The sequence below is a fragment of the Marivibrio halodurans genome (genome assembly GCF_017963645.1).
Lineage (GTDB): Bacteria > Pseudomonadota > Alphaproteobacteria > UBA8366 > Aestuariispiraceae > Marivibrio > Marivibrio halodurans.
Genome location: NZ_JAGMWN010000001.1, coordinates 366,418 through 392,864 on the forward strand (window position 1 = coordinate 366,418; position 26,447 = coordinate 392,864).

The 26,447-nt window shown below is 61.4% G+C and carries 31 protein-coding genes, 1 tRNA gene and 1 pseudogene; 7 read left to right on the plus strand and 26 right to left on the minus strand.

What is annotated here, in order from left to right:
- Positions 1-81: 81 nt before the first annotated feature.
- From KAJ83_RS01600 to KAJ83_RS01615, 4 genes are all read right to left on the minus strand, one after another.
- Positions 82-387, minus strand: coding sequence for a hypothetical protein (locus KAJ83_RS01600; protein WP_210680264.1), 306 nt, complete (start codon positions 385-387; stop codon positions 82-84).
- Positions 387-785 (minus strand): hypothetical protein, encoded by a 399-nt coding sequence (locus KAJ83_RS01605; protein WP_210680265.1) that lies wholly within the window; start codon positions 783-785, stop codon positions 387-389. The genes KAJ83_RS01600 and KAJ83_RS01605 overlap by 1 nt, the downstream gene beginning before the upstream one ends.
- Positions 775-957 carry a hypothetical protein gene (locus tag KAJ83_RS01610; RefSeq protein ID WP_210680266.1) on the minus strand — a complete coding sequence of 61 codons (183 nt, stop codon included), beginning with the start codon at positions 955-957 and terminating at the stop codon, positions 775-777. The genes KAJ83_RS01605 and KAJ83_RS01610 overlap by 11 nt, the downstream gene beginning before the upstream one ends.
- 151 nt (positions 958-1,108) lie before the next feature.
- Complete coding sequence (locus KAJ83_RS01615; protein ID WP_246484209.1) at positions 1,109-2,692, minus strand: adenosylcobalamin-dependent ribonucleoside-diphosphate reductase; 1,584 nt, start codon at positions 2,690-2,692, stop codon at positions 1,109-1,111.
- On the opposite strand from KAJ83_RS01615, the gene KAJ83_RS01620 reads away from it, so the two are divergent.
- Positions 2,603-2,836, plus strand: a complete 234-nt coding sequence (locus KAJ83_RS01620; RefSeq protein ID WP_210680268.1) for a hypothetical protein — start codon at positions 2,603-2,605, stop codon at positions 2,834-2,836. The two genes, KAJ83_RS01615 and KAJ83_RS01620, sit on opposite strands and share 90 nt — an antisense overlap.
- Positions 2,837-2,869: 33 nt before the next feature.
- Here the strand turns inward: KAJ83_RS01620 and KAJ83_RS19725 are convergent, their stop codons facing one another.
- The 18 genes and pseudogenes from KAJ83_RS19725 to KAJ83_RS01705 all read right to left on the minus strand — a co-directional run bounded on the left by KAJ83_RS19725 (position 2,870) and on the right by KAJ83_RS01705 (position 15,316).
- Positions 2,870-3,286, minus strand: a complete 417-nt coding sequence (locus KAJ83_RS19725) for a DUF3310 domain-containing protein (RefSeq protein ID WP_379786875.1) — start codon at positions 3,284-3,286, stop codon at positions 2,870-2,872.
- Between the two features lie 317 nt (positions 3,287-3,603).
- Positions 3,604-4,014, minus strand: a pseudogene (locus KAJ83_RS19730) (hypothetical protein); the annotation flags it as partial.
- 18 nt (positions 4,015-4,032) lie between these two features.
- Entirely contained in the window at positions 4,033-5,865 is a 1,833-nt protein-coding gene (locus KAJ83_RS01630) for a DNA polymerase (RefSeq protein ID WP_210680270.1), read from the minus strand.
- 4 nt (positions 5,866-5,869) lie between these two features.
- Positions 5,870-6,241, minus strand: a complete 372-nt coding sequence (locus KAJ83_RS01635) for a hypothetical protein (protein WP_210680271.1) — start codon at positions 6,239-6,241, stop codon at positions 5,870-5,872.
- Entirely contained in the window at positions 6,216-7,886 is a 1,671-nt protein-coding gene (locus KAJ83_RS01640; protein ID WP_210680272.1) for a toprim domain-containing protein, read from the minus strand. Before KAJ83_RS01640 ends, KAJ83_RS01635 begins: the two co-directional genes overlap by 26 nt.
- Positions 7,886-8,245 carry a MazG-like family protein gene (locus KAJ83_RS01645; protein WP_210680273.1) on the minus strand — a complete coding sequence of 120 codons (360 nt, stop codon included), beginning with the start codon at positions 8,243-8,245 and terminating at the stop codon, positions 7,886-7,888. Before KAJ83_RS01645 ends, KAJ83_RS01640 begins: the two co-directional genes overlap by 1 nt.
- Before the next feature lie 225 nt (positions 8,246-8,470).
- On the minus strand, positions 8,471-8,743 hold the full coding sequence (locus KAJ83_RS01650; protein ID WP_210680274.1) for a hypothetical protein: 273 nt from the start codon (positions 8,741-8,743) through the stop codon (positions 8,471-8,473).
- Positions 8,743-8,961 carry a hypothetical protein gene (locus tag KAJ83_RS01655; RefSeq protein WP_210680275.1) on the minus strand — a complete coding sequence of 73 codons (219 nt, stop codon included), beginning with the start codon at positions 8,959-8,961 and terminating at the stop codon, positions 8,743-8,745. Before KAJ83_RS01655 ends, KAJ83_RS01650 begins: the two co-directional genes overlap by 1 nt.
- A gap of 79 nt (positions 8,962-9,040) precedes the next feature.
- On the minus strand, positions 9,041-9,328 hold the full coding sequence (locus tag KAJ83_RS01660) for a hypothetical protein (protein ID WP_210680276.1): 288 nt from the start codon (positions 9,326-9,328) through the stop codon (positions 9,041-9,043).
- Positions 9,329-9,516: 188 nt separating this feature from the next.
- Complete coding sequence (locus tag KAJ83_RS01665) at positions 9,517-9,846, minus strand: helix-turn-helix domain-containing protein (protein WP_210680277.1); 330 nt, start codon at positions 9,844-9,846, stop codon at positions 9,517-9,519.
- Positions 9,843-10,319, minus strand: a complete 477-nt coding sequence (locus KAJ83_RS01670) for a RusA family crossover junction endodeoxyribonuclease (RefSeq protein ID WP_210680278.1) — start codon at positions 10,317-10,319, stop codon at positions 9,843-9,845. The genes KAJ83_RS01665 and KAJ83_RS01670 overlap by 4 nt, the downstream gene beginning before the upstream one ends.
- A complete protein-coding gene (locus KAJ83_RS01675; RefSeq protein WP_210680279.1) occupies positions 10,285-10,965 on the minus strand; it encodes an ssDNA-binding protein in 681 nt (226 codons plus the stop codon). Before KAJ83_RS01675 ends, KAJ83_RS01670 begins: the two co-directional genes overlap by 35 nt.
- Before the next feature lie 10 nt (positions 10,966-10,975).
- The gene (locus tag KAJ83_RS01680) at positions 10,976-11,296 is read right to left on the minus strand and encodes a hypothetical protein (protein WP_210680280.1); all 321 of its coding nucleotides are present in this window, start codon (positions 11,294-11,296) and stop codon (positions 10,976-10,978) included.
- A 77-nt stretch (positions 11,297-11,373) separates the two neighbouring features.
- Positions 11,374-13,032 carry a DNA-directed RNA polymerase gene (locus KAJ83_RS01685; protein WP_210680281.1) on the minus strand — a complete coding sequence of 553 codons (1,659 nt, stop codon included), beginning with the start codon at positions 13,030-13,032 and terminating at the stop codon, positions 11,374-11,376.
- Positions 13,033-13,204: 172 nt separating this feature from the next.
- Positions 13,205-13,414, minus strand: a complete 210-nt coding sequence (locus KAJ83_RS01690; RefSeq protein ID WP_210680282.1) for a hypothetical protein — start codon at positions 13,412-13,414, stop codon at positions 13,205-13,207.
- A 416-nt stretch (positions 13,415-13,830) separates the two neighbouring features.
- The gene (locus tag KAJ83_RS01695; protein ID WP_210680283.1) at positions 13,831-14,214 is read right to left on the minus strand and encodes a hypothetical protein; all 384 of its coding nucleotides are present in this window, start codon (positions 14,212-14,214) and stop codon (positions 13,831-13,833) included.
- Positions 14,214-14,492: a hypothetical protein gene (locus KAJ83_RS01700; protein ID WP_210680284.1), complete on the minus strand. Its 279-nt coding sequence runs from the start codon at positions 14,490-14,492 to the stop codon at positions 14,214-14,216. The genes KAJ83_RS01695 and KAJ83_RS01700 overlap by 1 nt, the downstream gene beginning before the upstream one ends.
- On the minus strand, positions 14,489-15,316 hold the full coding sequence (locus KAJ83_RS01705) for a hypothetical protein (protein WP_210680285.1): 828 nt from the start codon (positions 15,314-15,316) through the stop codon (positions 14,489-14,491). Before KAJ83_RS01705 ends, KAJ83_RS01700 begins: the two co-directional genes overlap by 4 nt.
- A gap of 423 nt (positions 15,317-15,739) precedes the next feature.
- On the opposite strand from KAJ83_RS01705, the gene KAJ83_RS01710 reads away from it, so the two are divergent.
- A tRNA-Asn gene (locus tag KAJ83_RS01710) sits at positions 15,740-15,815 on the plus strand.
- Positions 15,816-15,915: 100 nt separating this feature from the next.
- Here KAJ83_RS01710 and KAJ83_RS01715 read toward each other — a convergent pair.
- Genes KAJ83_RS01715 through KAJ83_RS01725 form a run of 3 tightly spaced genes read right to left on the minus strand, consistent with a single transcriptional unit; the run spans position 15,916 to position 20,296 of the window.
- Positions 15,916-16,710: a methyltransferase domain-containing protein gene (locus KAJ83_RS01715; RefSeq protein ID WP_210680286.1), complete on the minus strand. Its 795-nt coding sequence runs from the start codon at positions 16,708-16,710 to the stop codon at positions 15,916-15,918.
- Between the two features lie 55 nt (positions 16,711-16,765).
- The gene (locus tag KAJ83_RS01720; protein WP_210680287.1) at positions 16,766-18,817 is read right to left on the minus strand and encodes an oxidoreductase; all 2,052 of its coding nucleotides are present in this window, start codon (positions 18,815-18,817) and stop codon (positions 16,766-16,768) included.
- 51 nt (positions 18,818-18,868) lie between these two features.
- The gene (locus tag KAJ83_RS01725) at positions 18,869-20,296 is read right to left on the minus strand and encodes an aminotransferase (protein WP_210680288.1); all 1,428 of its coding nucleotides are present in this window, start codon (positions 20,294-20,296) and stop codon (positions 18,869-18,871) included.
- Positions 20,297-20,664: 368 nt separating this feature from the next.
- Between KAJ83_RS01725 and KAJ83_RS01730 the strand changes: the two genes are divergently transcribed.
- The 5 genes from KAJ83_RS01730 to KAJ83_RS01750 all read left to right on the plus strand — a co-directional run bounded on the left by KAJ83_RS01730 (position 20,665) and on the right by KAJ83_RS01750 (position 25,913).
- Complete coding sequence (locus KAJ83_RS01730; protein ID WP_210680289.1) at positions 20,665-21,348, plus strand: TetR family transcriptional regulator C-terminal domain-containing protein; 684 nt, start codon at positions 20,665-20,667, stop codon at positions 21,346-21,348.
- 348 nt (positions 21,349-21,696) lie between these two features.
- Complete coding sequence (locus KAJ83_RS01735; protein ID WP_210680290.1) at positions 21,697-22,818, plus strand: ABC transporter substrate-binding protein; 1,122 nt, start codon at positions 21,697-21,699, stop codon at positions 22,816-22,818.
- A 296-nt stretch (positions 22,819-23,114) separates the two neighbouring features.
- Positions 23,115-23,984, plus strand: coding sequence for an ABC transporter permease (locus tag KAJ83_RS01740; RefSeq protein WP_246484145.1), 870 nt, complete (start codon positions 23,115-23,117; stop codon positions 23,982-23,984).
- Positions 23,981-24,799, plus strand: a complete 819-nt coding sequence (locus tag KAJ83_RS01745) for an ABC transporter permease (protein ID WP_246484146.1) — start codon at positions 23,981-23,983, stop codon at positions 24,797-24,799. Before KAJ83_RS01740 ends, KAJ83_RS01745 begins: the two co-directional genes overlap by 4 nt.
- Before the next feature lie 4 nt (positions 24,800-24,803).
- Positions 24,804-25,913: an ABC transporter ATP-binding protein gene (locus KAJ83_RS01750; protein ID WP_210680291.1), complete on the plus strand. Its 1,110-nt coding sequence runs from the start codon at positions 24,804-24,806 to the stop codon at positions 25,911-25,913.
- Positions 25,914-25,936: 23 nt separating this feature from the next.
- On the opposite strand, the gene KAJ83_RS01755 is transcribed toward KAJ83_RS01750, so the two are convergent.
- Positions 25,937-26,275, minus strand: coding sequence for a hypothetical protein (locus tag KAJ83_RS01755; RefSeq protein WP_210680292.1), 339 nt, complete (start codon positions 26,273-26,275; stop codon positions 25,937-25,939).
- Positions 26,276-26,447 lie beyond the last annotated feature (172 nt).

Here is a 26,447-nt window from a genome sequence, read left to right on the forward strand (position 1 = left end):
TCTCGGGCTTGGGTTCGGACTTGGGGGGCTTAACGATTTCCGGCTGGGGCACGCTTCCACCGCCGCCGCCAAACAGTCCCATTAAATAGAAACTCCGGCGCCTTGGGTCTGGGTGGAAACGCTCCCTTGCTTGCGTTTCGTGACGCCGCTGGACCGGAAGCGCGTCCGGGACGTATTCGTTTGCGCGGCGCTTATGCTGTCTTGGTGGGCCGCGTTCAGCTTCTCCTTCCGGTCTTTCAGCTTCTCCTTCCGGTCTTTCAGCTTCTCCTTCCGCTTCAGTTCGGCGTCGTGCGCGTCGCGCGCGGTCTTGGAACTGAAAGTCTTCCCGTCGCTGGCGGTATATCGGGGTGCCGCCGTCTGTCGAGGCGCGGGGTCCGGCGTACTCATTAATTACTCCAATGGTTGGGAATTTCGGTGAAACAGATGGTCCCCGAAGACTGCCAACCGAGCCGTAGCATTTGATAGAGGATCGCCTTGTTATAGACCTTGCACATAAGTACCTTGGCACCGCACAGGTCGGCGACTTTATGTAGGTCCTTGATCACCCCGCGCGTCAGCCGCAGGGTTCGGTGCTCCTGGTCCAGACAAATGTGGAACTCCAGGACATCTGGGGCGTCCTCGACCCAGTGAAACCACACGAACCCTAACGTTTTCAGTTTGTCAGATGTCGTGAGGCGGCAGATTAGAACCCGTTCAACATACTCCACGGGCCAATCGAAGGGGTAGTCGTTCGCCGCGAGGAAGTCGGTCAGGAACTCGGGCTCCTGGCAGAACTCAACCTTCATCGCGCTCCTGCTCGCGCTGGGAAATCAACTCTCGGATCAGTTCAACCTTGCCGGCGTACCGATGGGCATCTTCCGGGCGCTGGTCAGGCGCAATACACTTGGGAGGGTACGTTTCCGCCAGAAATTCCAGAAGCCCGTCTGTCGTTTCGGGGAGGTAGAGGCTGTCATCCATGGTTGCGATACCTCTGCAATAGCTACAGGTTTTGCCGTGGAGTTGCTTCCTCCACGCTTGGCCTTTCGATTTTTATTCCACTTGTAGATGGCGCCCACGACTAGGGCCGTCTCGATAATCCCAACAGGCATGGGCGCCGTCTCCTTCGTGGTCACTCGCAGGTTCGGGTGTTCGTCTCGGGATCGATGTAGCAAGCCGACCCTTCATGGACCGGCCCGCTCTCGTCGGCGTTCAGAATTCCGTGCCGCTTACCCGAGGCGCGATAGGTGGTGCATCCCTTGGAACCGCCCAGATAGGCTTTCCAATAGACGTCCTTGAACTCCTGGAACGTGACGTCGGCGCCGACGTTGCACGTCTTACTGACGGAACTATCCATCCAGTAAGCGGCCACGTTCAGAACGTCGACGTGATCCTGTACGGTCAGCTTATCCGCCGTGCGGCCGTAATGGTCGAAGACACGGACGCCATAGTCGTCGACATGCTCCTCCCGCAGACCGTCCGGCATATTGATCGTGCGCGTGAAGCCGTGGCTGAACACGGGCTCGATACCAGACGAAACATTGTCGGCGGCGAGGGAAATCGTGCCGGTTGGGGCGATAGACATGAGGTGGGAGTTTCGGATGCCGTGAAGGTAGATGCATTCACGGGTATCCTTGTCCAAGCCCTGGACGAACGCGCTCTTGAGATACTTCTCCCGGTCGAAGAGCGGGAAGGGTCCCTTCTCCCGCGCCAGCTTCGCCGACGCACGGTAAGTCTCGTTCGTGATCGCACGTAAAATCTCATTCAGGATACGCCGGAAGCCAACAGTTCCGTAAGGATGCCCGATAGCTTCCAGGGCGTTGGCCACGCCCGTCACGCCTAGGCCCATACGCCGCTTAGACTTCGCTTCGTTCTCCTGCTCCGGGTGCGGATAGACCGCCCGGTCGACCACATTGTCCATGGCGCGGACGATGGTGGGGATATCCTCCAGGATATCCCTCAGCCTAATCACGAGATGTCCCTCGTCCCCCTCTTCGACATACTTGGCGAGGTTGATAGAACCCAGCAAACAGGCTCCGTAGGGCGGTAGGGGCTGCTCGGCACAGGGGTTGGTCGCGGCAATCGTCTCGCAATACCAGAGGTTATTCATGGCGTTGACGCGGTCGATGAACACCACGCCGGGTTCGGCCCAGTCCCAGGTCGCCGACATGATCTTGTTCCAGAGATATCGAGCGCCAACCCAATTGTAGACCTTTCCTTCAAAGCGGAGAGGGAATACGTCGCCGTTCCGGACGGCCGTCATGAACTCGTCCGTGACCGCCACTGACAGATTGAAGTTGGTCAGGGTGTCGTGGTTGGCCTTGGCGTCGACAAACTCCAGGATGTCCGGGTGATCCACGCGCAGCATACCCATCTGGGCGCCGCGTCGGTGACCGGCACTGGAAATCGTGGCGCACATGGCGTCGAAGATGCCCATGAAGCTGACGGGACCCGACGAGTGGCTATCCAGAGAGCGGATCGTCGCGTATCGCGGGCGTAGGGGCGAGAAGTCATACCCCATGCCGCCGCCAAGCTTCATCGTCTTGGCGGAGAACTTCGCCCCATCCATGATGCCGTCCATCGTGTCCGGGATCGTCGGCGCCACATAGCAGTTATAGGGCGTTACATGTCGGCCCGAACCCATGGCGGCTTGAACGCGTCCGGCCGGGAGGAACTTCTGAAGGGACAGAAGCTCGGCGAGGTTCTGGAAATGCAGGTCGTCATCGGCAAGAGCGTCGGCGACGCGGTCCATCCCGGCTGTGAAGCTCTCGCCTTCCTGGAGGTACTTGGTCCGGTATATTTCCTGGGAGATGGGAAGCTCAGGCCCGATCTGTGTCATTACTCTCCTGGTCTTGCATGAAGGCCCCGCCGGAAGCACCGGCGAGGCGAGGTCTTATCGGTTGATCCGGGAGCATGGGGACCCCGGTGTGTCCCGGCACGTGCCGTGGTCGTGGCACACCGACTTGGCGACACCACAGAGACAACGGCTCTGGTGATCGAGCCGGGGCGGCAAACCTGTCATGAACCGCCAGACGTATTGCGGTTCGTCTTCTTCTTCCGGCCCTTCTTCCGGCCCGTTCCGTTCGGCCGCTTCGATTGCCCATTCGAGGTACTGTCGTGCTTTTCGGAGGTCTTGCGCCGGGTCTTCCGGGTGCTTCCGCCTGTACCGTGCGAGGTATTTGAGGACGGTTCCGACGTGGAGAGCTTCGTCTCCGGGCAAGTCCCGGACGCATTGCGCGGTGAAGTCGATGGGGTCGATGCCCCGGCCGTCGACGTAGTGGGAAGGACGACTGACTTCGTCGGGTGCCATAAGTGAATTGTCTCCTTGTCCTGGTCGTAGTTCTCTGCCCGGAGGATGCGGGCGACCTGAGCGTTCAGGATCGCATCCTCTTCCGATTGCCCGGCGTCCACGAACGCGCCGAGGACGGCTTCCCACATGTCAGCTAGCGTCGAGCACGGCTCCAGAAGACGTTCCGCGCGCTTCTCGCCGACGCCCTTCGCGCCCTTGTAGTTGTCCGTCACGTCGCCGGTTAGGGTCTGCGTCATCCAGACATAGTCGGCCATGAACCGGTTCGTTCGGCGTTTCTGCTTCTTATCGGGGTTGAAGTGCCGGGCCGGGACCGACAGTAAGTCCTTGTCCGTCGACACGATCACCGGCTTATGGAAATGGCCCGAGGTTGCATAGATGCCGATCACGTCGTCCGCCTCCAGGCGAGGTATCGACAAGCTCTTATGCTGGGTGGACAGGTGATCCTTGACCGCCGTCAGATGCTCCGGCCGCTTCATACCCTTCCTGTTGGCCTTGTATTCCGGGAATATTTCCTTGCGGAAATTTCCATCAGAGGAAAAGCACAAGAGCCAAGCCCGAAGCCCTTTAATGGGCCTAAGCCATGTGTCGAGAAGCATGTCCGCGGATCGTTTCGCCTGGGCCAGGGAGGCGGTCACGCCCTCCTCCCCGTCGCCCCAGTCGATATCCTCCTCCGTGGCCGACGCCGCCTTATAGGCGACAATATCAGCATCGATCAGAGCAGTAGTCATATAGGTTGTATTTTCTCCTTAGTGGGTCTCGGACCAGTTGTCCCCGATGTCATGGGACCCGGTCATCGGAACGCGTAGGTTCAAACTGCGCCCGGCCTCTTCGATGGCCCACGATGCCGTCTTGCCGATCAACTCGGCGATTCCCGGCTTGGCTTCGATCTGGAATTCGTCGTGAACATTGGCGCAGTAGGCCCAATCCCGGCCGATAACGATGTCGTTCTCCGGCCCGACCCGGTGCATCATCTCCCGGTGGAAAATGACCAGAGCCTCCTTCATGATGACGGCGCCCGCGCCTTGGAATAGGAAGTTCAGACATGAGTGAAGGGAGCGGACCTTAATCTTCCGTCCGTCGAGGCCCGGTATCCAGCCGTCGCGCTTGGCCTTCTTCGTCGTCTTTCGCGATAGGCTATCGAAACCTGTAATGCCCTTCATCAGAGCCTCTCGCGCGGCCTTACCGAGCGCGGATGGCGATCCATGAGGCTTCTTCGCTCCGGCCTTTCGGGCGTCCGCGATCACCTCGCGGCCCAATTTGGCGTCCCCTCCGCCATAGACGATGGCATAGATGATCGTCTTGGCACTGTCCCGGAGATAGAGCTTAATCGAGCGTTGGTTCAGGGTGTGGACGTCGTCACCCGTCTCCGCGCTTCCCTCAATCGCACGCTTGCCGAAGGCCCCTTCGTCGTACATGGCCAAGAAATGGCCCATCACGCGAAGCTCCAAGCCATCGGCGTCGATGCCGATCAGCTTCCACCCTTCTCGTGGCTTCCAAAGCGCCCGCATTCGCGGGTCCTTGGACACTTGCGCCATGTTCGGGTACTTGTGGGACATGCGTCCCGTGGCGGCGCCGGTCGTGATGACCGACCCGTGAACCCGGCCGCCATGCTCTAGGTTCAGCCAGCCCTTGTCGCGATCCTTGCCGACGATCTGACCCAGCTTCTTATTGGTGTCGAGATACTCGGCGGCTAACTTCGCCTCGGGCCATGTCAGACGCTTCAATACCTCCTCGCTGACCTCGGGCTGACCTGTATTGGTCCACTTGTCCGGTTTCCAGCCATATCGGCGGATCAACCGATCCGCGATCTGTGGGCGCGATCCGGGATTGAACTCCTGGAGCTTGACCTTGCCGTAGGGCGCCCCGGCCGTTAGATCGGCCTGAAGCGGGTCCTTGTAGCGGACGGTACGCTTCGGTTCCTTGTAGCCGTTGGCGACCCATATCGGCGGGAAGCTATCGCGCAGCTTATCCTTGATGTCCTCAAGTTCCTGGCGAAGCTGGCCCACCAATTCCTGCGCGTTTTCGACGTCGATCCGAAAGCCGTTCTGCTCCTGGAGGAACAGAATTTTGGCGACTTCATGTTCAAGCTCGACGGCGTAGCCGTAACGGGCTGCAATAGGTCCAAGCCTTTTGTATAGCTGCTCGGTTACGTCGTCGTCCCGAAGACAATAGGTTCCCATGGCGGGGGTGAACCGCTCGAAACTGTCAATGTCCCCTTTTGGGAAATCGAAGGCCCTACCCGCCTCCGCGAGGGAGTGACCGTTCTTCCGACCCGGATTGACCAAGCGCCAGACGATCAGGGTATCGAAAACCTTATCGCTGAAATCCTCGTACCCAAACCGAACAAGTGCCGGGCAGTCGAACTTGATGCCGTTGTGCATCACGATCCGATCCGCCCGGCGCAGCCGATCCACACCTTCCTCGATACTGGGATAGCCTGGATGGTCCGCGTAAAGCGTGGCATCGCCCGTATCCGGGTTCTTCACCGCGAGGCAGTGAAGCTTCGTCATGGTCTTCTTGTTATGAGGTGGAAGCGGTAGGAGACCGTCTGTTTCGATGTCGGCGATCTCTGTCAGCATCCAGTTACTCCTTGTGATGAAAGCGCTGTACGTGCCGCGTAAAGAATTCCCCGGCCCGAAGCAGTTGCTCTGCCGACAGGTCCGATTTCAGGCTGTTGGCCTTATGAGAGACGATGACCACGTTTCCGGGCACGTAGCCGAAATCGTTATCCAGACGCTCGAACGAGAAGACTTCCGGTCTTTTCTTCCCGCGCGTTTGGGGCGGGAGGTAGGAAAGATGCACGCCCAAAGCGGGACAACGCCGAGGAAACTCGATCTCTTCAAGCGTGAGATCGAAGGCGAGCCCCCGGCGCTTCGCCTCGGCCCTACAATCCCTGAACCTCTTGCGGACGTACCGCCACTCCTCGCGGCTAAAACGCTTCTTCGTCCGAGACATCGCCGCTGGTGGACCCGGAAGCTGTCTCGTCGTCGAAATCGACTTCGCCGTCCTCGTCGACCCACCATCCAATGGGGTTGAGCCGCCCGGTCTCGTCGTTGTAGCGAACGACGTCGCCGGGTCCGGTCATGCCGGAGTACCTGTTCTTCAGAACCCATATGACCGTGCTGTTCCGTGTCGCCGGGTCGGCGGCGGAGCTATCCCTCTGAAGTCCGATAACGAGGTCCGATAACTGCACGATGCCGTGCGACCCGCGATAATCCTTGAGGCTCGGCTTGGCGCCATCCTCGTGCCCCTGCCCACCGCCTGGGCGGGACAAGTGAGCCACCAAGTGCAAGCCTACCTCCGTGCGTTCGGTGAAGGACCGAAGAGCGGTCATCATCTTGTCGATAGCCTTGCGCTCGTCGGGTTCGTCCATGCCGGAGAGGACGATGTTCAGGTGGTCGAGGACGATCCAGCGACAATCGACCGCCGCCATGTACGCCATTTTCCCCATGAGAGACCGCTGTTGTATCGAACCGAAATGGTCGTACAGCCAGAACCGATCCGTCCCGAGGGTTTCCTTGATGGCGTGGTCGATATCCTCCTCGGCTATATCCTGGCCAGGAAGATGTATCGGCTTGTCCAGGTGGAGTCCCACGAACCCCCGAGCGGAGCGGCTTACATTTTCCTCAAGGGCGATGTACCCGATGGGGTCGCCGTGGGTCATGGCGTTATGATAGGCGATCTCGCGGACGAATGCCGACTTGCCGACGCCGGACCCGGCGCCCCAGGTCACGATTTCGCTGCCGCGCTGTCCATAGGTCAAGCCGTCCAGGCACGGGAAGGGGTAGCCCTTCCCCATCTCCAGCGGCTCCTTCACCTTCTCGGCGAGGTCGGATGCGTTGATTACCCCGTCCGGCCGCTTCTCCTGCGCTTGCCAGATGGCATTGCAGATGCCCTTCACCTCGCGGTTCTGGAGCATCTCGTTGGGGTCCTTGCGGGGAAGACTGGCGACCTTAGCCTTGCCGGGGGTGATGACCTCGGCAACCTCGGCGGCGGCCTTCTTTCCGGGTTCGTCCTGGTCGAAACAGAGGACGACCTCCTCGAAACTTTCAACGAACTCGATCTGCGCCTGGACCGATGTCACGGCGCCCTGCGCGCCATTCGGCAGGGATACGACCGGCCACCAATTATTATAGCCGAGGGCTTGGGCCACTGAGAGCGCGTCGATTTCGCCCTCCGTGATGACCAAACGCTTACCGCCTTCCTTCCAAAGTTGCTGACCGAAGAGACCGGCCTGTCCGAGATCGCCCGTGACGTAGAAGGATTTGTCGGGCTTGCGGCACTTCTGCGCGACCATCGCCCCATTGCTATCGTAATAGGGCGCGATCTGAACCCGATTACCGTGTCGGTCCTCGCCGTATCCGTAGCCGAACTTTCGGCATGTCTCTTCGTCGATACAGCGTTTCCGAAGGGGCCTGACCTCCTCGATCTGGAGAAGCCGCTTCGTCTTACTGCTCACCTTCCTCCTTTCCGGCTGTCCGTCGATCTTCCCACGCTGACCGCATGAGAAGCACTTTCCCCAGCCATCCGTGTTGACTGAAAATGCGTTGGAACTTTCGCACCACGGGCAGGGCTGGTGGGTCTTAACCCAACCGGCCATCAGCCCTCCGGGATCACTGACGTCAGACCGTTCTTCTTGCTCGTGGCGTTGAACTTCTCGACCACGGCACGATCCAGGTTGATCCCAGCCCGGAGCGCCAGGAGGCTTGCGGAGATCACGACATCAGCCAGTTCATCGGCCAGCTTGCGGTGAAGCTCCTGGCTGTCCTCGTTACTGCGTTCAACGTCGTCCCGGATGCGGTTCATCTTCTTGACGATGTTACACGCCTCTCCGGTCTCTCCGGCCATTTCCACGGCCCAGTCCGACAGGCTCCAGGACGCAATGCCATTCGGGCCTTGCCACTCCCGGCAACGGATAGAGTTGTACTCAGCAAGCTCCCTCAGTGCGAGGTGCCGCATGGGTTTGCTCCTTTCGGGCGATCCATAGGTTTCGAAGGTGAAGAAAGAGGAAGACCACGTTAGTCAGGGCGGCGGCATGAACCGACGCCAACAGACCCCAGGTGATGAAGAGGATCGCGGTAACGACCCCCAACACCGCCCCGAAAGTCTTGCTGCGCCCGTATAGGAACACGCATGTCATTGACGCCAGGAATGCTGCCCACTCCAGAAGGGACAGCGGATCGATCACGCCGCCGCGCCATCCATTACCGTGAGGGTTTTCTTGACGTTCGCGTCCTTCGCCATGCGCTCAAGCGCCATGGATTGTGCGGCATTCAGACACTTCGAAGGTTCGTCATACCCTTGGTGAAGCAGGGTCGTGGCGTATTCGGTCTTCAGGCGTTCGAACTTGCGCTTGACCTCTTCCCATTTGCCGGTCGCCATGGCGAGGCGGTCGTTCTCGTCCTCCAGAACGGTCACATGTTCCTGACGTTTCTGGTCCCAGAAAGTCTGTGCCATCAGCGTCCCCCTTTCTTCTGACCTTTAAGCTTTTGCTTCTTCTTGCCCATGCCACGGAACAGACGCTTCGGAACGCGGGTGGCGACGGTCTTCTTTTGGTTCATGGTGTCCCACGGTCGCATCCGCCACCGCCCCCGTTCGGGGTTCGTCTGAGGCTTGTCGCTCGGGATGAAGTAAACCCGGCCTTCCGCGATGTCGGCTGTGATCTCGACGCTCATGGCCTCTCCTTTCGGCATGAAAAAACGGGCGAGCCCGTAGGCCCGCCCGCTGTGTAGGGTCGGTCGATAGCTCCAGGAATTAGACGGGGGCCTCGTAGGTGAAGTCCAACTCCTTCCCCTTCGGCGGATCGATCAGATCGGACAGGCGGACACGCATCCGCTGGGCACGTGCCGCTTCCCGGTAGTGGGTCGTTCCTTCATGGAATTTCCTATCGGAGACGTCATACGCCTCCTCGGCCTTGGCGTTGGCGATGTCCCCGACCTCCTTCAGATCGGTGATCATTGCGCTAAAGCTCGCCATCACGTTGTCGACGGTAGCGACATTCGGGTTAACAACCTGCAACAGCTTGCGAATGAAACGGGGCATGATGCCTCCTCCTTATTGTGGTGGTGCGAGAAGAGACCCGTCCAAGAGCAATCCGGTCGGGACGGAACGTATGGCGACGGCTCAGGCGAAAACGATCAGAACGCTCATGGCGGAGAGCGCCGCCATGATCAAAATCTCCGGCCCCGGTCCTGGGTCGCCCATGTCGGAAAAAAGTAGCGTACCCAGCATCACGCAGCCGCCCTGGTCAGGAAGCGGGGTAGCGGAACATCCCGCTCAGTGAAGGCCGTCCGCTCGGCCGACTGCCTAACCAGACGATAGCGGACGTAACGCTTGCCGGTCGGGTCCTTACGATTTGTCCGCTCGATGGTGTAAGGGAGACCCGCACCCATGATCACGACCTCCAGGTCCGAGACACGGCGCGGCAGCGCCTCGATCCGGTACAGGCTACGGGCCTCCAGGCCCGAGATGGTTCCGATATTGATCAGATGCTCGGCCAGGGTCCGTACCTGCGGGCTCATGCCATGGAGCCAATTCGACAGGTCATTGCGATCCTTCATGTGTCCTCCTCTTCGGCGAGCGGGAACCAATAGAGAAAGGTTCCGGGCGCCTCGCCCGTTTCCGTGAAGCGCTTGGTGGATGTGCAAAAGACGACCTGATCGTCGTCCTTCCAGACCTTCTCGCCTTTAGTGAGCACGTCGAGCGGTGCCTTGACGTAATTATCGACGTCGCCCTTGGGCCAGAAGCGCTTGGTGGTCTTTGGCTTCTGGACGATTTGCTCGACCATCACGGCGACCGGCCCCTCCAGCTTCGGCCCCTCAAAGGCTTTGGCGAAGGGGAGCGCGGCCTTCCGCCATTTGGCGTAGGTCTTTGCGTAGTAGGTTCCGAACTTTCCGACGCGTGGACGGGATGCCGGGACCGGATCGATGTCGATAGTCAGGCGAAGCAGCGCCGCTCCCGCCCGGTCGACGAACCAATCCCGGAAGGCCGAGACGAAGTTAGAAGTCCTCGTCGTTGGTCTCTTCGTCGTCATCCTCTTCCTCGTCGTTGGTCTCTTCGTCGTCATCCTCGTCATCGAAGTCGTCAGCCGCGTCCGATCCGCCGTTCCTCTTCTCGATCAACTGCACGGCGTCGAGATAGCGAGTGACGCCCCCGCCGAACCCGTCGTAAGGGATCATCGTGATGCGGAACTTGGCCAAGTCACCGGCCATGATCCGGGTGTCCGTGTCCTCCAGGCTGTTCCGCTTCTTATCGACCATCTTCGGCTGGAAGGCCGACCGGCACTCAAGAAGCCAGTGCCCATGGAACTCCGACTTCTCGTCGTCGTATTCGTCGCCATCCTTGAAGAGCGGGTTCTTCGACTTCTTGCCCTTGGCATGAAGGTCGTTCAGTCCCTCCATGTACTCGACGAACGCTTCGGACCCATGCTGGGTATTCTTGTCGGCGTCCTTCCAGACGATACTGTCGTCGTCCTTCGGAACCAGGGCAGTCCCCTTGTACTGCGGCTCGTCCTCGTCCCAGCGGTCGTCCGGGCTGTAAATGAACGTATAGGCCAGGACACAAGCCGGGCCGACGACCTTGTACGCCTCGCTCTTCTTGCCCTTGGACTTCTTCTGGGTCTTCTTCGTTCCGCCCTTCTCGCTGCGCTTGGCGGTCGCGCCTTTCGATTTCGCCACCATGTGATCCTCCTTACGAATTACCGTATGCGCTCGACACGGCCGCCACCGTGGCGAGACCCTTCTGATCGTCCACCGGCGTATTCGCTTCGCGGTAGCGGCTGATCAATTCACTGCCTCGTTCCAAGGCTTCACACGCCTCCCAAAACGGCGACTCGCCGTGTCCCGAAATCGCTTCCAGGAAGGTGGCACCAAGCATTGCGGCAGCCTCCCGCCGCTGACCCTGGGTCAAGCCGAGGTTGTCAGCGAGATTGTCCATCTTGTCGGCCCCCGTCAGCACCGCCGAGATGAACTCCTTGTTGGTAAGAACCTTGGCGATGTTCTGGATATCCATCGCTCGATCCTCCTTTCGTGTGTGAAAGTGTCTGTTCACTAGGTACATGATTTATTAGTTACGAAACCGATGTACCCTTAGCTGAAAAAATAGTCGCTCCGCAGGACTTCGGAGATGTCGAAGTCCCCGGTCGACGGTGGCTGGGGAAGATCGAACGCCCCGTCCTTGGACAGCATCCTGTGAAGGTCTCCGAGAGGGTCCCCCTTGTAGATGTGGTAGAACTCTTCCCGGAGAATGTCGCCAAGGATTCGGGTGTCCTCCCCCGCGTGAGTGGCGAAGCTGTCGTGGATCATGGCGAAATCGTCGATGCCGGAGCGTTTGGCCATGTTCACCGTGTTCACCAGATGGGCGGCGTCGTAGCTGTGGATCACGTTCGGCGCGGCCGCCAATGCTTGACGCCGGTTGTCGATGCCCATGACGGGCTCCTCCTCCCAAAGGACGCACTCGCCATAGAGGGTCGCAACACGCTTTTTGTTACGCTTCCAATACGCCTGACGGACCTGCATCCCCGATGGGGTCGTCCAATCCATCGGCTCGTCCTGCTGAGCCAGCGCCTTGGCGCAGTCCTGAAGCCACTGCATGATCGTCGAAGCGGATCGAACAACGCCCTCGACCGCCTCCAGGAGCGCGCTGGTCATGTACTCCGCATTACGCGCCTTGTGGCCGTCCAAGGCGTCGCAGTGGCCGTCCTTTATGAACTGCTGACGGAGTCCAGCACGGGTCACGCCGTAGGGCATAGTCATCACGCCACGCTTAACGGTCTTGCGGGTCACATTCCCGAGCCAACGGCTCGCCGCGTCACTGCCATCCTTCGCGTCACGTTCGGCAATCTCGATCACACGGTCGGTCACGATGGTATAGAGATCGCGGCGGGTGTTACCGGCCGCCACATTCGTCTGCGCCGCGCCATAGCTGTCGCGCCCCATGGCGCTCAGAATTTGCAGCCCGGAACAGGTGGCGTCCTGTGGGATTGGAAGGTGCGATATGAACGCCTCGCCTTGTTCGACATAACCAAGCCATTCCCGGCAGGTCGCCAGGAACCCCCACGGCTCGTCCGCCTCGGTCCAGAAGCGTCTACCGTCCAGCGGGTTCCGCGCACTATCGATCACCTCGCGCTCATTTTCCATAAACCACTGTACACGCTCCTCGAATGAAACCTTATCCATCCCGAATGTCGCCGCGCCCCGGAGACACAGGTGGTAGGCTCCGTTCTTGCCAAGCGGCTTGCCGTTCGCGAACATCAACATGGATTTCCCGAGGTCGTCCTGTTGCGGATTGATGTCCTGGGGCATGGGGTAGAGCCGCCCCCGCCAGTCGACGGACGACGGGAAATAAAGCGTCTTGTCCCGGAGCCTTTCCGCCAAGGACAACTTGCGGAGGAGTGCCTCGCGGCGACCCATCAGCTTGGCGTTCAGGTCGTGGATACGCTCGCGTTCTGCTTTCTTCTCCGCCCGTTCCTCGTCCGACAGGGCGTCCCACTCCTCGGCGCTCAGTCGCTTCGGTAGCGGGTGGTCGTCGGCGGACGGCAGGTCGGCGATGACGTCACCATGGGTATAGGCTTCGCGGATGATATCGACGATCCAGTCGTTCGTCATGAACGGTGTCTTCTGGACCGCGTTCACGGCGTCAAGGTGGTCCTGGGAAAGCGGGCTATCCAATTCCGCCGTATGAGTGTGGATACCCGTTTTGATCAGCGGGGTTTCGATCAGGTAGTAGCCACCGCTGTAATCCGTCATTCACCCTCCTCGTGACAATGTCCAGGACACTCGGGATGCTCGTCGAGTTCCGCTTCAGCCTTCCCGCACACTTTGCAGAGGGTCAAACCGCCATCGCATATCATGCAAAGCCCGGGGAAATCGGCGATATTCGGGCACTCGTGACCGTCCCCTGGTTCCATCAGGGTATGCTTCACGCGTCCTCCGCTCCGTTCTTCCGGTCGAACAGGATGCCGCCCATCTCCTTCGCCGCCCGGCTAAGTTCCGCTCCGATGGCGCCCAACGGGCTCCAGGCTTGGTTCAACAGGAAGGGCGTAACCTTCTTCTTCACCTCGATCTTACCCTTCGATGCGAGCCAGTCAGGATCGCCGGACTCGGGTTGGATCGCGATCTTCAGGTTCATTGGACCTTGTTCCTCCTTCTTTCCTTGGATCGGATGTACTTACGCTTGTCGGGAACGACCTGGGGCTTGAACGCCCGTCCCTGGAAGAGCGAGCGATGCGTCGGTTTCCCGTAGCGTTTGCGTTTCTTCGTCACGGAACCCTCCGAGGTATTCCTGGACCGCCCAGTGACGCATGTTGATAGACCGATGTACCCCACGGGCAGTCTGAAAGGTCCGGGCGACGATGTCCTGGGGGTAGCCATTGTAGACAAGCAGCCGCGTCATCCCCTGCATAGTATGGACCTCCCGGTAGCGACCGGGTTCGGTCACGGCCACGACTTCATCGAACACCCGCTTGTTTACCGGCAGCCATTTGGTCGGCCGATTGACGAGCCGGTTCTTCGTCCTCTGCCAACGGCGCCGAGCCTCCCTTAGAGTCATGCGCCCTCCGGGTTGAAACGGTCCCGGCCGATCATCCTGATCAGACGATGATGCATGTCGATCAGAACGTCGCCGAAGTCCCGATCACAATAGTCGTCATGCGGGACGTAATAACCTAGTTGGTAATCGGAACCGCGAACTTTGGAGTAGCCAATGGCATCGAACCGCCATGAGTCATTCCAAGTTCTCCAGGCTGTCATCTTGGCGACCTGAAGCATCTTTGTACACTCGGGACTTATAAACGATGCCGGTTCATCCCGTATCTCGGTCATAACGCCCGCTTGTTCATAACCAATCCGACGTTCCAGCATCTTGATCTTGTCCAGCATGGCGAACTCACGGGGCGTCTCGGGGTGACCGAAGTCATTGTCATGGATCATCAGATGTCCTCCGCAGCCATCAGTTCCACGCACTTCCGACGCAGCGAATTCAGGGTGTCCTTGCAGTCTCTCCCTCCAGCGAGTTCCATCGCCTCGACCGGGGTGCCGTCCTCCTGGCGGATACCGACGTCCGCATAGACGATGAAGCCGAGGGGCGTGTCCTCCATCGAGACTTCAAAGGCGTTGTCCTGGAAGAACTGTTCGTCGGCCGGATACACATCGAAGACGTCGATGTCCTGGGCGCGTCCGTGGGGTCGGATATAGACTGTAGCCTTCATGTCATCTCCTTCTTCCAATCGTTCGGCTTCGCGATCATCGGCAACATGAACGGGCGCTGTAGCTCGGATACAGCGTGATAATGCGTGATGTATTCCTTCGCTACGTCGGTAAGCTTGATCTGTCGCTCGGTCACCAACTGCCGCCCGTTGCCCTTGTAGTGCATCTGCATTTCGAACCATCCGCCTCCGTGTTCGACCAATAGCTGGACGCACTTATGACCGAAATGGACCTTGGTTTCCTTGTCCCAATCGAGGGCCACGCTCTCCTCGGACAGCTTCATCCACTTCTTGGCGTTCCGGGCATCGACCTTCTTCACCCGCCGCTCCATCAGTTTGTAGAGGTCCACGGCTGCGTCGCCGCTATCCTCTGCGGCTTTCTTCTTCTCGGCCTCCTTCTGCTTAAAGAGGTCGAATTCCCGCTGGGTCTTGGCATTTCCGGCAATGGCAATGGAGAGCGGGGTTACCGGGCGGTAGTCCTGAATTTCCACGGACAGTCCCGCCAAGGTCGACCGGACGATCACGACGGCCAGTTTCTCCGCCTCCAGGCAAAGCATCGGAACGGCCCATTTGGGTATCTTTCCGCGCCCCTGGATCGTCTGGAACGCCTCGTCCTGCGCTTCCCGTACAGCGGGGATCAAGGGCTTAAGGATTTCAGTAAGCATGACCTCCCCCGCCTCCATGTCGGCAAGACCTCCCCTACCACCGGCCTGAGCGCGGTCATTGGCCTTGGCGACCGCTTCGCGGTACCGCTTCACGCCGTCGTCTACCCCCCTTAGCTCCCACTGGTGCTCGGCTTCGATGTCACGGATTTCGGCTTCCGCCATATGCTCTCCTCTGTGCCCTCTGTGCCCAGATTTGTACCCACGCCATGCCCTTGGAATGTCACCAATAATGCCGTGTACACCGGTATCTATTTGATTTTTCTATGTATATAAACCACTTGTGGAGTGGTTTCATAACTGCAAAGCCGTCTACGCCGGTTCGATTCCGGCCCGCGCCTCCAATACCCACTTCCGACACCCGACCACCCTATCGGCTCTCCCGCCGCGCGGCCTTCACGCGGCGTGTCGGAAGGCTCGTCGAATCGCCTTTTCAACCAACAACTTGGCCCATGCCGAGACGTCGTCGAAGAAGATGACTGGGCGATGACGAATTTCACCGTTCGGCTCTTGGCAAGCACCAGCCGGATTGCTATACACGCGCCCGGTCGGGCGGGCACCCCGGTGACACCCCGACCGACATACCGATCCGGTGTAGCTCAGTTGGTAGAGCAAGCGGCTGTTAACCGCTGGGTCGCAGGTTCGAGTCCTGCCGCCGGAGCCATTAAAAAGGCCGCCCCACGGGGCGGCCTTTCTCGTTTGCGTCCCTAATCGCCGCGGCGGACCTATGGGGATAGCCCGCCCCCAGGCTTTCCCTTGCGGCTTCACCCCGCCGGCTTCAGCCCATGCAAATGGTGCGGGCAGTGCTCGCCGGTTTCCAGCACGCTCAGCATCGCCGTCCAGGTGCCGATATTGTGATCCACCGTCGCGGGGCTGGAGGCGGCGGCGGCCTTCTCATAGAGCGGTCCCTTCAGTTGCGCCAGTTCCTCGCGCGCGATTCCGACATACCAGGCATTTCTGTTCACAAGATGAACATTATGAAATCCGGCGGATTTCATCGCCCGGCGATAGCGGTCTGGCGACGCCATACCGAAACTCAATCCCTCCATTTCCAGATAATGCTTCATCGCCGGCGATGGCGCGTCGTCATGCGCGATCATCCAATCGCTGGCCGCGATTCGGCCCCCCGGCTTCAGCACACGAAAGATATCGGCGAAGAGATCCTCCTTGTCCGGAATATGGATCATCGAATCCTTGCTGAACACGATATCGAAGCTTTCCGCCTCGAAGGGTAAGGGGCCCGGCGCGACCTGTTGAAAGTCGACGCGCGCCGCGAGGCCGAGTTCCGCCGCGCGGGCCTTCGCCTTGCGCACCACCGGCCCTTCGACATCGATGCCAACGACCGCGCCCGCGCCGTGATCGCGCGCGAGGCTGAGGGCGATACCACCGGATCCGCAGCCGATATCCAGCACACGCTTGCCGGATAGATCGATACCCTCCAGGACGCGCGCCACCTCTTCCGGCCCGCCGGGCGAGAGGAAGCCCCAGCCCCAGAGGGATTCGAGAAACTCGATCAGCTCGTCCGTGTATTCGTCCTCATGCGCGGGACTTTCGGTCATCGCTTTCTCCTTCTCGTTCCAGGCAAGGCGATCGGAGACCGATCGCCACCATCGGTCAGTCAGGCGCCTCCATCAGGATGGGCACGACCGCGTCGTCGATCTCGCGGGCGAAACGGTGTCCGCCATGCACCGCATGCGCGATCAGCCCGGGCGCCAGCGCATCGCCGATCCGCGCCACCTGCCCGATTCCGGCCTCGGCGAGCGCATCGGGCGCCGCCGTCAGTTCATGATAAAGCCCGTCTTCCGGCGCGCGGGACGTGACAAGGACAAGGTTGGGCGCGGCCATCGACGCCGCGCGGTCGGTGAAGATGCAGCGCGTTTCCACCACCCCGCCCGCGAAGGCGGATACCGCGCGGTTCGGCACGATCTCCACGCCCAGTTCGATCAGGCGGGCATTGGTGCGGAAGTCCTCCTCCGTATGCGCGCCCCAGGCGCAGGCGCGCCCGGCCGTCGTGATCAGCGTAACCGCCCGGCCCGTCTTCCGAATCATCTCCGCCAGGACGGAGGCCATGTAATGCTGGTCGTCGTCGAAGATCGCGACCGGCCCACCGGAAAGGATATCCGCCCCGCCCTCGCCCATCAGGTCGTCGGGCGTGTAGAGACCCTCGTCCCCCTCCAGCGCAGGGACCGGCGCATGGAACCACCGCCCCATGCCGTCGCGCCGCCAACGCGCCCCGGTCGCAAGTGCCACGACCGGATGCCCCAGGTCCCGAATCGCCGCCGCGTCGAGTGGACTTTCCAGATAGGTTTCCACATTGGAAAGGCGCGTCAATTGCTCCAGCCGATAGTCGCGCACCCGCGCCCAGGTGGAGAGGCCGGGAAGCCGTGCCTCCCGACCCGCGCGCCCGCCGAGCGTGTTCGATGCCTCCGCCAGCACCACGTCATAGCCCCGGCGACCGAGCGTGCAGGCGGCCTCCAGCCCCGCCGGACCGCCCCCCACGATCAGGATAGAGCGGTCGGAGCCCCGGGCCGGCACCCGTTCCGGATGCCAGCCGCGCCGACCCTCCTCGCCCATTGTAGGGTTCTGCGTGCAGCGGATCGGCGCGCCGCGCGTATCGAAGGCGTAGCAGATATTGCAGCCGATGCATTCGCGGATGCGTTCGGGCTCGCCCGCCTCGATCTTGTTCGGCAGGAAGGGATCGGCGATCGAGGGTCGCGCGGCCCCGATGAAATCGACCGCCCCGCGCCGTATCAGCGTCGCCATCGCATCGGGCGTCGTGTAGCGGCCGACGCTGACGACCGGTTTGCCCACCAGTCCGCGCGCCTCGGCCAGCCAATCGGCATGCACGCCCTCGTCCACGAAACGGGAATGCCCCATTTCCATACCGTAGTCGTCGCATACGAGGTCCCAGAGATCGGCCAAGGGGCCGAGATGGGCCAGCATATCGCGGATCTCGTCCGGCTCCGGCCCGAAACCGCCGGGGGAATGGGACCCGGTGAAGCGCACGGCGACCGCGCATTCGCCCTTGGTCGCCTCGCGCGTCTCCTCGACCAGTTCGGCGACGATCCGGGCCCGGTTCTCGAGGCAACCGCCATATTCGTCCCGCCGGTCGTTCATCGGCCCCAGCAGGAAATTATGCAGGAGATAGCCGTGCGTGGCATAGACATAGACGACGTCGAAGCCCGCGCGATAGGCGCGCTCCGCAGCCTGCCGGTGCCAACGGCGAAGATCCCGGATGTCCTGCGCGTCGAGCTTGCGCGACTGAATCGGATCGCCGCGCGCCGGCAGGCTTTGCAGGTCGAAGGGCGGCTCGCGGCTGGCCAAGTTGGCGATGGAACTGCCGCCATGCCAGAGCTCGACACCGGCGAGGCTGCCATGCTCCCGCACCGCCTCCACCATCAGGGCGTTGGCGCGCAGATCCTCCTCGTCCCACAGCCGGGCATAGGGATAGGGCGTGTCGTCCGATGTCCGGTCGATCGAGCAATATTCGGTATTCACGACCGCCCAGCCGCCTTCCGCCTTCACGCCGCGCATCGCCGCCAGGGTACGCGGCCACCCGCGTCCCATTCCGGTGCAATGCGGTACTTGATAGAAACGGTTGCGTGCCGTCTTCGGCCCGATGGTCACGGGCTCGAACAGAATATCGAAACGCGGATCGCGCGCCATGGGCCCTTCCCCCTGCAGTGAACGTGGCGATAGCCGGTCGTCCGGGAGAGCTCAGGCGGCGTTGGAGGCGGACCAGATACCTTCCGCTTCCAAATCCTTCTGCGTGCGCAGGATGCCCTCCCGCAGGATCTCGACCATGGTGTCGATCTGCGAGCGCTCGATGACGAGCGGCGGGGACATGACGCACATATTGTACATCGGCCGGACGATCAGCCCCATCGCCTCGGTATGGCGGTCGATCCGCTCCCCGACCTTCTTGTCGAGACTGAGGGGGTTGCGGCTGCGCTTGTCGGCCACCGCGTCGACGCAGGCCATCAGCCCCTGCCCGCGCACCTCGCCGACCAGCGGCAGTTCCTCCAGCTCCTTCAGCCGCCCGAGGAAATAGGGCGAGATATCGAGCACGTGCTGAAGCAGCCCCTCCTTCTCCATGATCTCGATATTGGCGAGCGCCGCGGCGCAGGCGATCGGATGACCGGAATAGGTATAGCCGTTGGCGAACATAACGCCCTCCTCGGACCGCTCGATCTCGTCGAACAGCCGTTCGGATATGGCAACCCCGCCAAGCGGGACATAGCCCGAGGTCACCCCCTTGGCGAAGGTGATGATATCCGGCGTCACGCCGAACACATCCTCCGAGGCGAACCAATGGCCGAGACGCCCGAAGGCCGTCACCACCTCGTCATGGATCAGCAGGATATCGTTCTTGCGGCAAACCTCCGCCACACGCTTGTGATAGCCGGGCGGCGGAATGATGACGCCGCCGGAAGCCAGGATCGGCTCGCCGATGAAGCATGCGATCTTGTCGGCACCGACCTCGGCAATCTTGGCCTCGAGTTCCGCGATCAAGTGATCGCCGAATTGCTCGACCGTCATGTCATCCGGCCGGCGATAGGGATTGGGCGAGGACAGTCGGACGACCAAATCCTCCGCCACGTCCAGATAGTCGCGATCGCGCAACTTGCCGCAGCAGGATGCGGAGAGATAAGTGGAGCCGTGATATGCATCGCCACGCGAAAGAATCATTTTCTTCTCGGGCTTTCCGCGCACATTGCTGAGAAATTGCGTGAAGCGCAGCGCGGTGTCGACCGCCGTCGAGCCGCCCGTCGTGAAGAAAATCTTATTGAGATCGCCCGGCGTCATCGCGGCGATGCGCTCCGCGAGTTCCGCCGCCGGCGCGCTGGTCGAGAACCAGGGCGAGTTATAGCCGAGATGCATCGCCTGCCCGTAGAGCGCCTCGGCGATCTCCGGCCGGCGATAACCGACCTGCACGCACCACATGCCCCCCGGCCCGTCGATCAGCCGGTTGCCGGCGCCATCATAGACATAGACACCGTCGGCCCGGTCCATCACCGGACGCGCCTCGTCTCCCAATTGATCGACCATGTCCCAGGGTTGGATAAGGTGGCGCTTGGCCGATGCCTCGACGGAGGCGACATCGACGCTGCTCTCATGGCTGTTCGGGCGGGTCATGCTCTTCATGGGACGGCTCTTTCGCTTCTTGTGTTCCGAATTCCGGGGGGATTGTTCCGGGTTGGCCTCTCCGGACCGTATCCGGCGAAGACGGTTCTGCCCGCACCCGGTCATGGCGCGGCCTGTGGCACGCGCCGTGAACCGATAGCCGGAAACCACCTGTCGCGGTCTTCTGCCGGATCGTGTCTCAGGAGATAACACTGAACAGACGTTCAGTCAAATTACGTCGTTCAACTTTCGATTTCATATCGCTTCTCGATGTCGCATCATGGCGCGTCCCCAAGGCTTTGGAGATACCGCGAGGCACGCGGCGAAGCTCATGCGGACGATCATCCCTTAGCCCGAACAACGGACAACAGTGACAGGATAGCGCCCCCATGGCCAAGGCACGCAAGGCCGACGCGCCGACCACCCGGATCGAGAAGAAGGAAGCCACGCGCCAGCAGTTGATCGCGGCGACGGTGGAGGTTATCGCGGCGGACGGCTTCGCGGACATGACGCTCGCGAAGGTTTCGCAACGCGCGAACGTGTCGCGGGGGCTGGTGAATTTCCACTTCACCAGCAAGGAGCGCCTGCTGGTCGAGACCCTGCGGCATCTAACGGAGGAATACCGGGCGAGTTGGTCCAGGGCGATCGCCGGACCGCGCACGGCGCGCGACAAGTTGCTGGCGCTGATCCGCGCGGACTTCAGCCCGCGCGTCTGCAATCGCAAGAAAATCGCGGTCTGGTATGCCTTTTGGGGCGAGGCGAAGTCGCGACCGACCTATCTGGAAGTCTGCGCCAAGGCTGACGGCGCCTTCGCCCAGACCGTGGAGGAGCTTTGCGTCGAAATCGCGCGCGAAGGCGGCTATGCCGTCGATGCCGCGCTCGCGGCCCGCGGCCTGCGCTGCATTACCGATGGACTCTGGCTTGAACTCCTGATGGCACCGCAGCAGTTCCGCCGCGATATCGCGATCCGGACATGCCTGCAGTATCTCGCGGCCCTGTTTCCAAACGATTTCCTGGGCTCCGAATACGATCATCTGACGCAGGCCGTCCTGGAGCGCGAAACCCCCGCCTAACCCCCGGCTTGCCCGCCAACTTAGGCGAACCGAAGCCATCTCCATGAGTCGCGCGCCCCTCACTGAACGACTGTATAGTCAAAAATTACGCGCTATATACTTGACGCGACGCGCGTCAGGGCCATACGATTGAATGAACGTTTAGTGAAACGTCGAGGATTTGCCGACGGGCGGCGCAGAATCCGACCATCGGATCCGGCATGTGCCGGCGCGAAAGTGACAACGACATCCGGCCAACGGGTGGCCTATGGATTGGGGCTGGCGCGCGCCATGCGCGGGCACCTCCGATATCGCATATCGTCGATACGCCGACGTCGAACACAATCGAACTCTACTGGGAGACAGAGGATGCAGATCAAGGACAAGGTTAAGGCTTTTCATGACGGCGCCCTTAGCCGCCGCGACATGCTGAACGGCCTGGCCGCGATCGGTGTCGGGGTCGCGATGGCGCCGATCCTGCCGCGCACCGCGCGGGCCGCCGGCTCGGACGCCATTTATTTCACCTGGGGCGGTTACGACATCCCCGACCTCTTCAAGCCCTATATAGAAAAACATGGCGAGGCGCCGAGCTTCGCCACCTTCGGCGGGTCGGAGGAAGGGCTGACCAAGATGCGCGCCGGCTATGTCGTCGATGTCTCGCATCCCTGCAACCAGGCGGTTCCGCGCTGGGTGGCGACCGGCCTGTTCCAAACCGCCGACCCGTCGCGGCTTTCCAATTGGTCGGACGTCATCCCCTCGCTCTACGAGCTGGAAGGCAACATGGCGGACGGCCGCCCCTACATGGTTCCGATGGAATGGGGCCAAACCTCGGTCACCTATCGTACCGACCTCGTCGACCTGCAGGGCGAGCCGGAATCCTGGGGTATCCTCTGGGACGAGCGCTATAAGGGCCGGTTGGGCTCGCTCGCCTCGGCGGCCGACGCCTGGTGGGTCGGCGCGATCTATGCCGGCGTCGATTTCGAGAACATGGCGTCCGACGAGGCATTCGAGAAGATCGCCGCCGTGATGCGCGAGCAGCGTCCCCTGATCCGCACCTATACGGATGAGACCACGTCGCTGGAGCAGGCGCTGGCCTCGGGCGAGATGGTCGCGGCCATGACCTGGAACGAATCCGCCGCCGCGCTCAAGAACCAGGGTCTGCCGGTCAAGTTCGCCGCTCCTAAGGAAGGCGCGCTGACCTGGGTCTGCGGCGCGATGATCCACAAGGAAGCGCCGAACATCGACCTCGCCCACGACATCATCGATTCCCTGATCAGCACGGATACCGGCAAGTTCCTGATCGGTGAGTACGGCTATGGGCACTCCAACGCCAAATCCTTCGAGGCTTTCTCCGAGGAAGATCTTGCGGCGAAGGGCCTCAGTTCCAATCCGAACGACATCCTTGCGGCCGGAAAGTTCCAGATTCCGCAGAGCCAGGAGTTCGAGACGCGGATGAATCAGGAATTCGAGAACATTAAGGCCGGCTTCTAAGTTTCGCCGGCGCCACAAGAATTCCTGGTTGGTCACCGATGTCGCCGCCCGCGCCGCAGCATGCCGGTGTGGGCGGCGGCAGCGGTGCTACCGGATTTGGATTTTCGGTGTAAGATTTTCGGCGGTTGTTCCGCTCCTACCCGTCGATCGTTCCGGACTTGAGGCAGCGTTACGCCCAACGTCGCGCATGCCGTCGGGACCGGCCGATCGGATGATCGCGAGAGGTCGAACACGTGGTTGATGCAACCTCGCTGAGCGAACCCGAATTAACGGAGTCGCGACCACGCGGCGGTCGCTTGGCGACCCTTTTCCGACGAAGCGAGAGCCTGCGCGGCTATGCCCTGCTCTCCCCGACACTGGCGGTCATGGCGCTGGCCATGTGCGCGCCGACGGCCATGATGGTGGCGTTGAGCTTCTGGGTTCAGTCCGGCTTCGACATCACCATGACCTTCACGCTCGATAATTACGCGAAGGTCTTCACCAATCCGATCTTCGAGGCACTGTTCCTGCGCACCCTGATGATCTCGGGAACCTGCGCGCTGGCGACCGTTCTGATCTCCTATCCGATGGCCTATTACGTGGCCTTCCACGTCCACCGGCGGAAACTCGCCTGGGTCATCATGATGACGCTGCCCTTCTGGACCAGCTATCTGCTGCGCGTTTTCTCCTGGAAGGTGGTGCTCGGCTATAACGGCGCGATCAATTCGGGGCTGATGTCGCTCGGCCTGATTTCCGAGCCGCTGGAGTTCCTGCTCTACAGCCCGGAAGCCGTCATCATCACGCTGGCCCATGCCTGGGCCGCCTTCGCGATCCTACCGATCTATGTCTCGCTTGAGAAAATCGACCGCTCCCTGCTGGAGGCGGCCGCCGACCTCGGCGACGGCGCGGTCGCCCGGTTCCTGCGGATCACGCTGCCGCTCTCCATGCCGGGCGTGATCGCGGCGCTGCTGCTGATCTTCATCCCGACCTTCGGCGATTTCGTGACGCCCGCGCTGGTCGGTGGGCCGGATGGCATGATGCTGGCCAATATCGTCCAGAAGATGTTCGGCAAATTGAACGATTGGCCGCTCGGCTCGGCGCTGGCCATCTCCATGATGATCATCGTGTCGATCATGTGCGGCGGCCTTATCTGGGTCACGCGTCAGATCAAGGAGCGCGCGATATGAGCGCCGGCGGATACATGCACCGCCCGAACCGGCCGTTGATGGTCTATGCGATCGGGTATCTCGCCTTTCTCTACATGCCGATCCTGCTGCTGCCGTTGTTCTCCTTTAACGACGCGATCTATATCGCCTTTCCGTTGAAGGCGTTCACGACGCAATGGTACCAGCAGATGTTCGCCAACGACGCGATGCACGCCGCGCTCATGAACAGCGTTCAGGTCGGCGTCAGCGCCTCGGTCCTGGCGACCATACTCGGGATCTTCGGGGCGAAGGCGGTCACGCGTTTCCGCATCAAGGGCGTGAAGCCGGTCCTGGGCGTGGTCATGCTGCCACTGGTGATCCCGCCGATCATCATGGGCGTGGCGCTGCTGATCCTGCTGAGCCAAATGGGGATTCCGCTCTCGCTCATCACCGTGACGGTCGGGCATGTGCTGATCTGCGTGCCCTTTTCCATCGTGACGCTGATGGCGAGCTTCGAGGGCTTCGACAAGTCGATGGAGGAGGCCGCCGCCGATCTCGGCGACAATGCCTGGTGGATCTTCTGGCGGGTCACCTTCCCGATGGTCTTCCCGGGCATCCTGGCGAGCCTGCTGCTGTGCTTCACCATCTCGTTCGACGAGTTCATCATGGCCTTCTTCCTGGCGGGAACCGACCCGACCCTGCCGATCTTCATCTATGGCCAACTCCGTTTCCCGCAGAAGCTTCCGGGCGTATTGGCGCTCGGCACCTGCATCGTCGCGGTCACCTTCACGGTGGTCTTCCTGGCGCAATGGTTGCGCGGACGCGGGCCCACCGCCCCCAAGACAGAAGGGAACTAGGCGGATGTCTTCCGACGACTCCTTCCTGAATATCGAACAGGTCACCAAGCGCTTCGGCGCGGTTGTGGCCGTGGATCGAGTGAATATCGCGATCCGCACCGGCGAGTTCTTCTCGCTGCTCGGACCCTCGGGCTGCGGCAAGACGACATTGCTGCGCATGCTGGCGGGCTTCGAAACCCCGGACGAGGGCGAGGTCTATATCGACGGCGTGCCGATGTCGGGTGTCTCCCCCCATGTCCGGCCGACCAATATGGTCTTCCAGAGCTACGCGATCTTTCCGCACCTCAATGTCGAACGGAATGTCGCCTATGGCCTGCGCAAGGAGAAGCTCTCCAAGCAGGAAGAGGCCAAACGCGTCGACGAGGCGCTGGAGATGGTGAAGCTCGGCGGCTACGGCAAGCGTAAGTCGAACGAACTCTCCGGCGGGCAGCGCCAGCGCATCGCGCTGGCCCGCGCGCTCATCCGCCGGCCGAAGGTGCTGTTGCTGGACGAACCGCTGGGCGCGCTGGACAAGAAGCTGCGCACCGACATGCAGATCGAGTTGCGACAGCTCCAGCAATCGCTCGGCATTACCTTCGTCTTCGTCACCCACGATCAGGAGGAAGCCATGACGCTTTCCGACCGGATCGCGGTGATGGCGCAGGGCAAGGCGCTGCAGGTCGCCTCGCCCAAGGATATCTACAACCGCCCGACCAGCATGACCGTCGCCGATTTCATCGGCCAGATGAACTTCATCGAGGCGTCCGTCGGCCAGGTCGCGGATGGCGTCGCGGCGCTGGAGGCCAAGGGGCTCGGCCGTATGAAGGCGCATATCAACGGCACGGCGGTGACGACGGGCGCGCATATGATCGCCGCGCTCAGGCCGGAGAAACTCTCCCTCACCGACAGCGAGCCGAACGGCGGAGGGAATGTCGTGAAGGGACGGATCGAAGCCGCCGCCTATCTCGGCGACCGCAGCCATTTCCACGTGCGCGTGGACGGGCTCGACCAACCGCTCGCCGTGGCCGCGCCCGACCTTCCCTTCGTCGGCGACGGTGCGAAGCAGGAAGGACGGCCGGTCTGGCTCACCTGGGCCGACGATTCCGTGATCCTGCTCGACAAGGATACGCGTTAGATCCGGAAGGCGCGTGGGGACCGTCAATCCGACGGACGCGCGCCCTCCCCCTGCTCGCCCGTTCGGGACGATGACGCGTTATCGTCGTCCGCCGCCTTCGTCTCCTTCGGGCGGATGGGATTGTCGAGGCGCCTGAACCGGCGCTTGCAGCCACAATCCTCGACCGGCTCATCGGTCCGGGGCTCCGCAACCGGCGGCTCCTCCTCGCCGGCCCATGCGGCCGTGTCGCGGCCACCCACGGCAGGCGCGGCCGTCATTAAAAGCCCCAGCAAACCGATCCCCAGCAGCGCCGTTGCCGATTTACGCCCACCGACCGGGCGCCGCCGCCCGCGCTTGGATAATCCCGTTCCATGCATGCGCATTTCCAGCGTCTCTATTCAGAATCCCATGCCATCACAATGGCACGTAAACACATGAATTAGAATGTATAAGATTCCATAGTTTGACTGAAAAGTCATTCAGTGAACTGGACAGCGTCACCCCGCGCGCCTAGACTGGCCGCGGATTTCATGGGGCCACCGCCCCTTCGCGAAA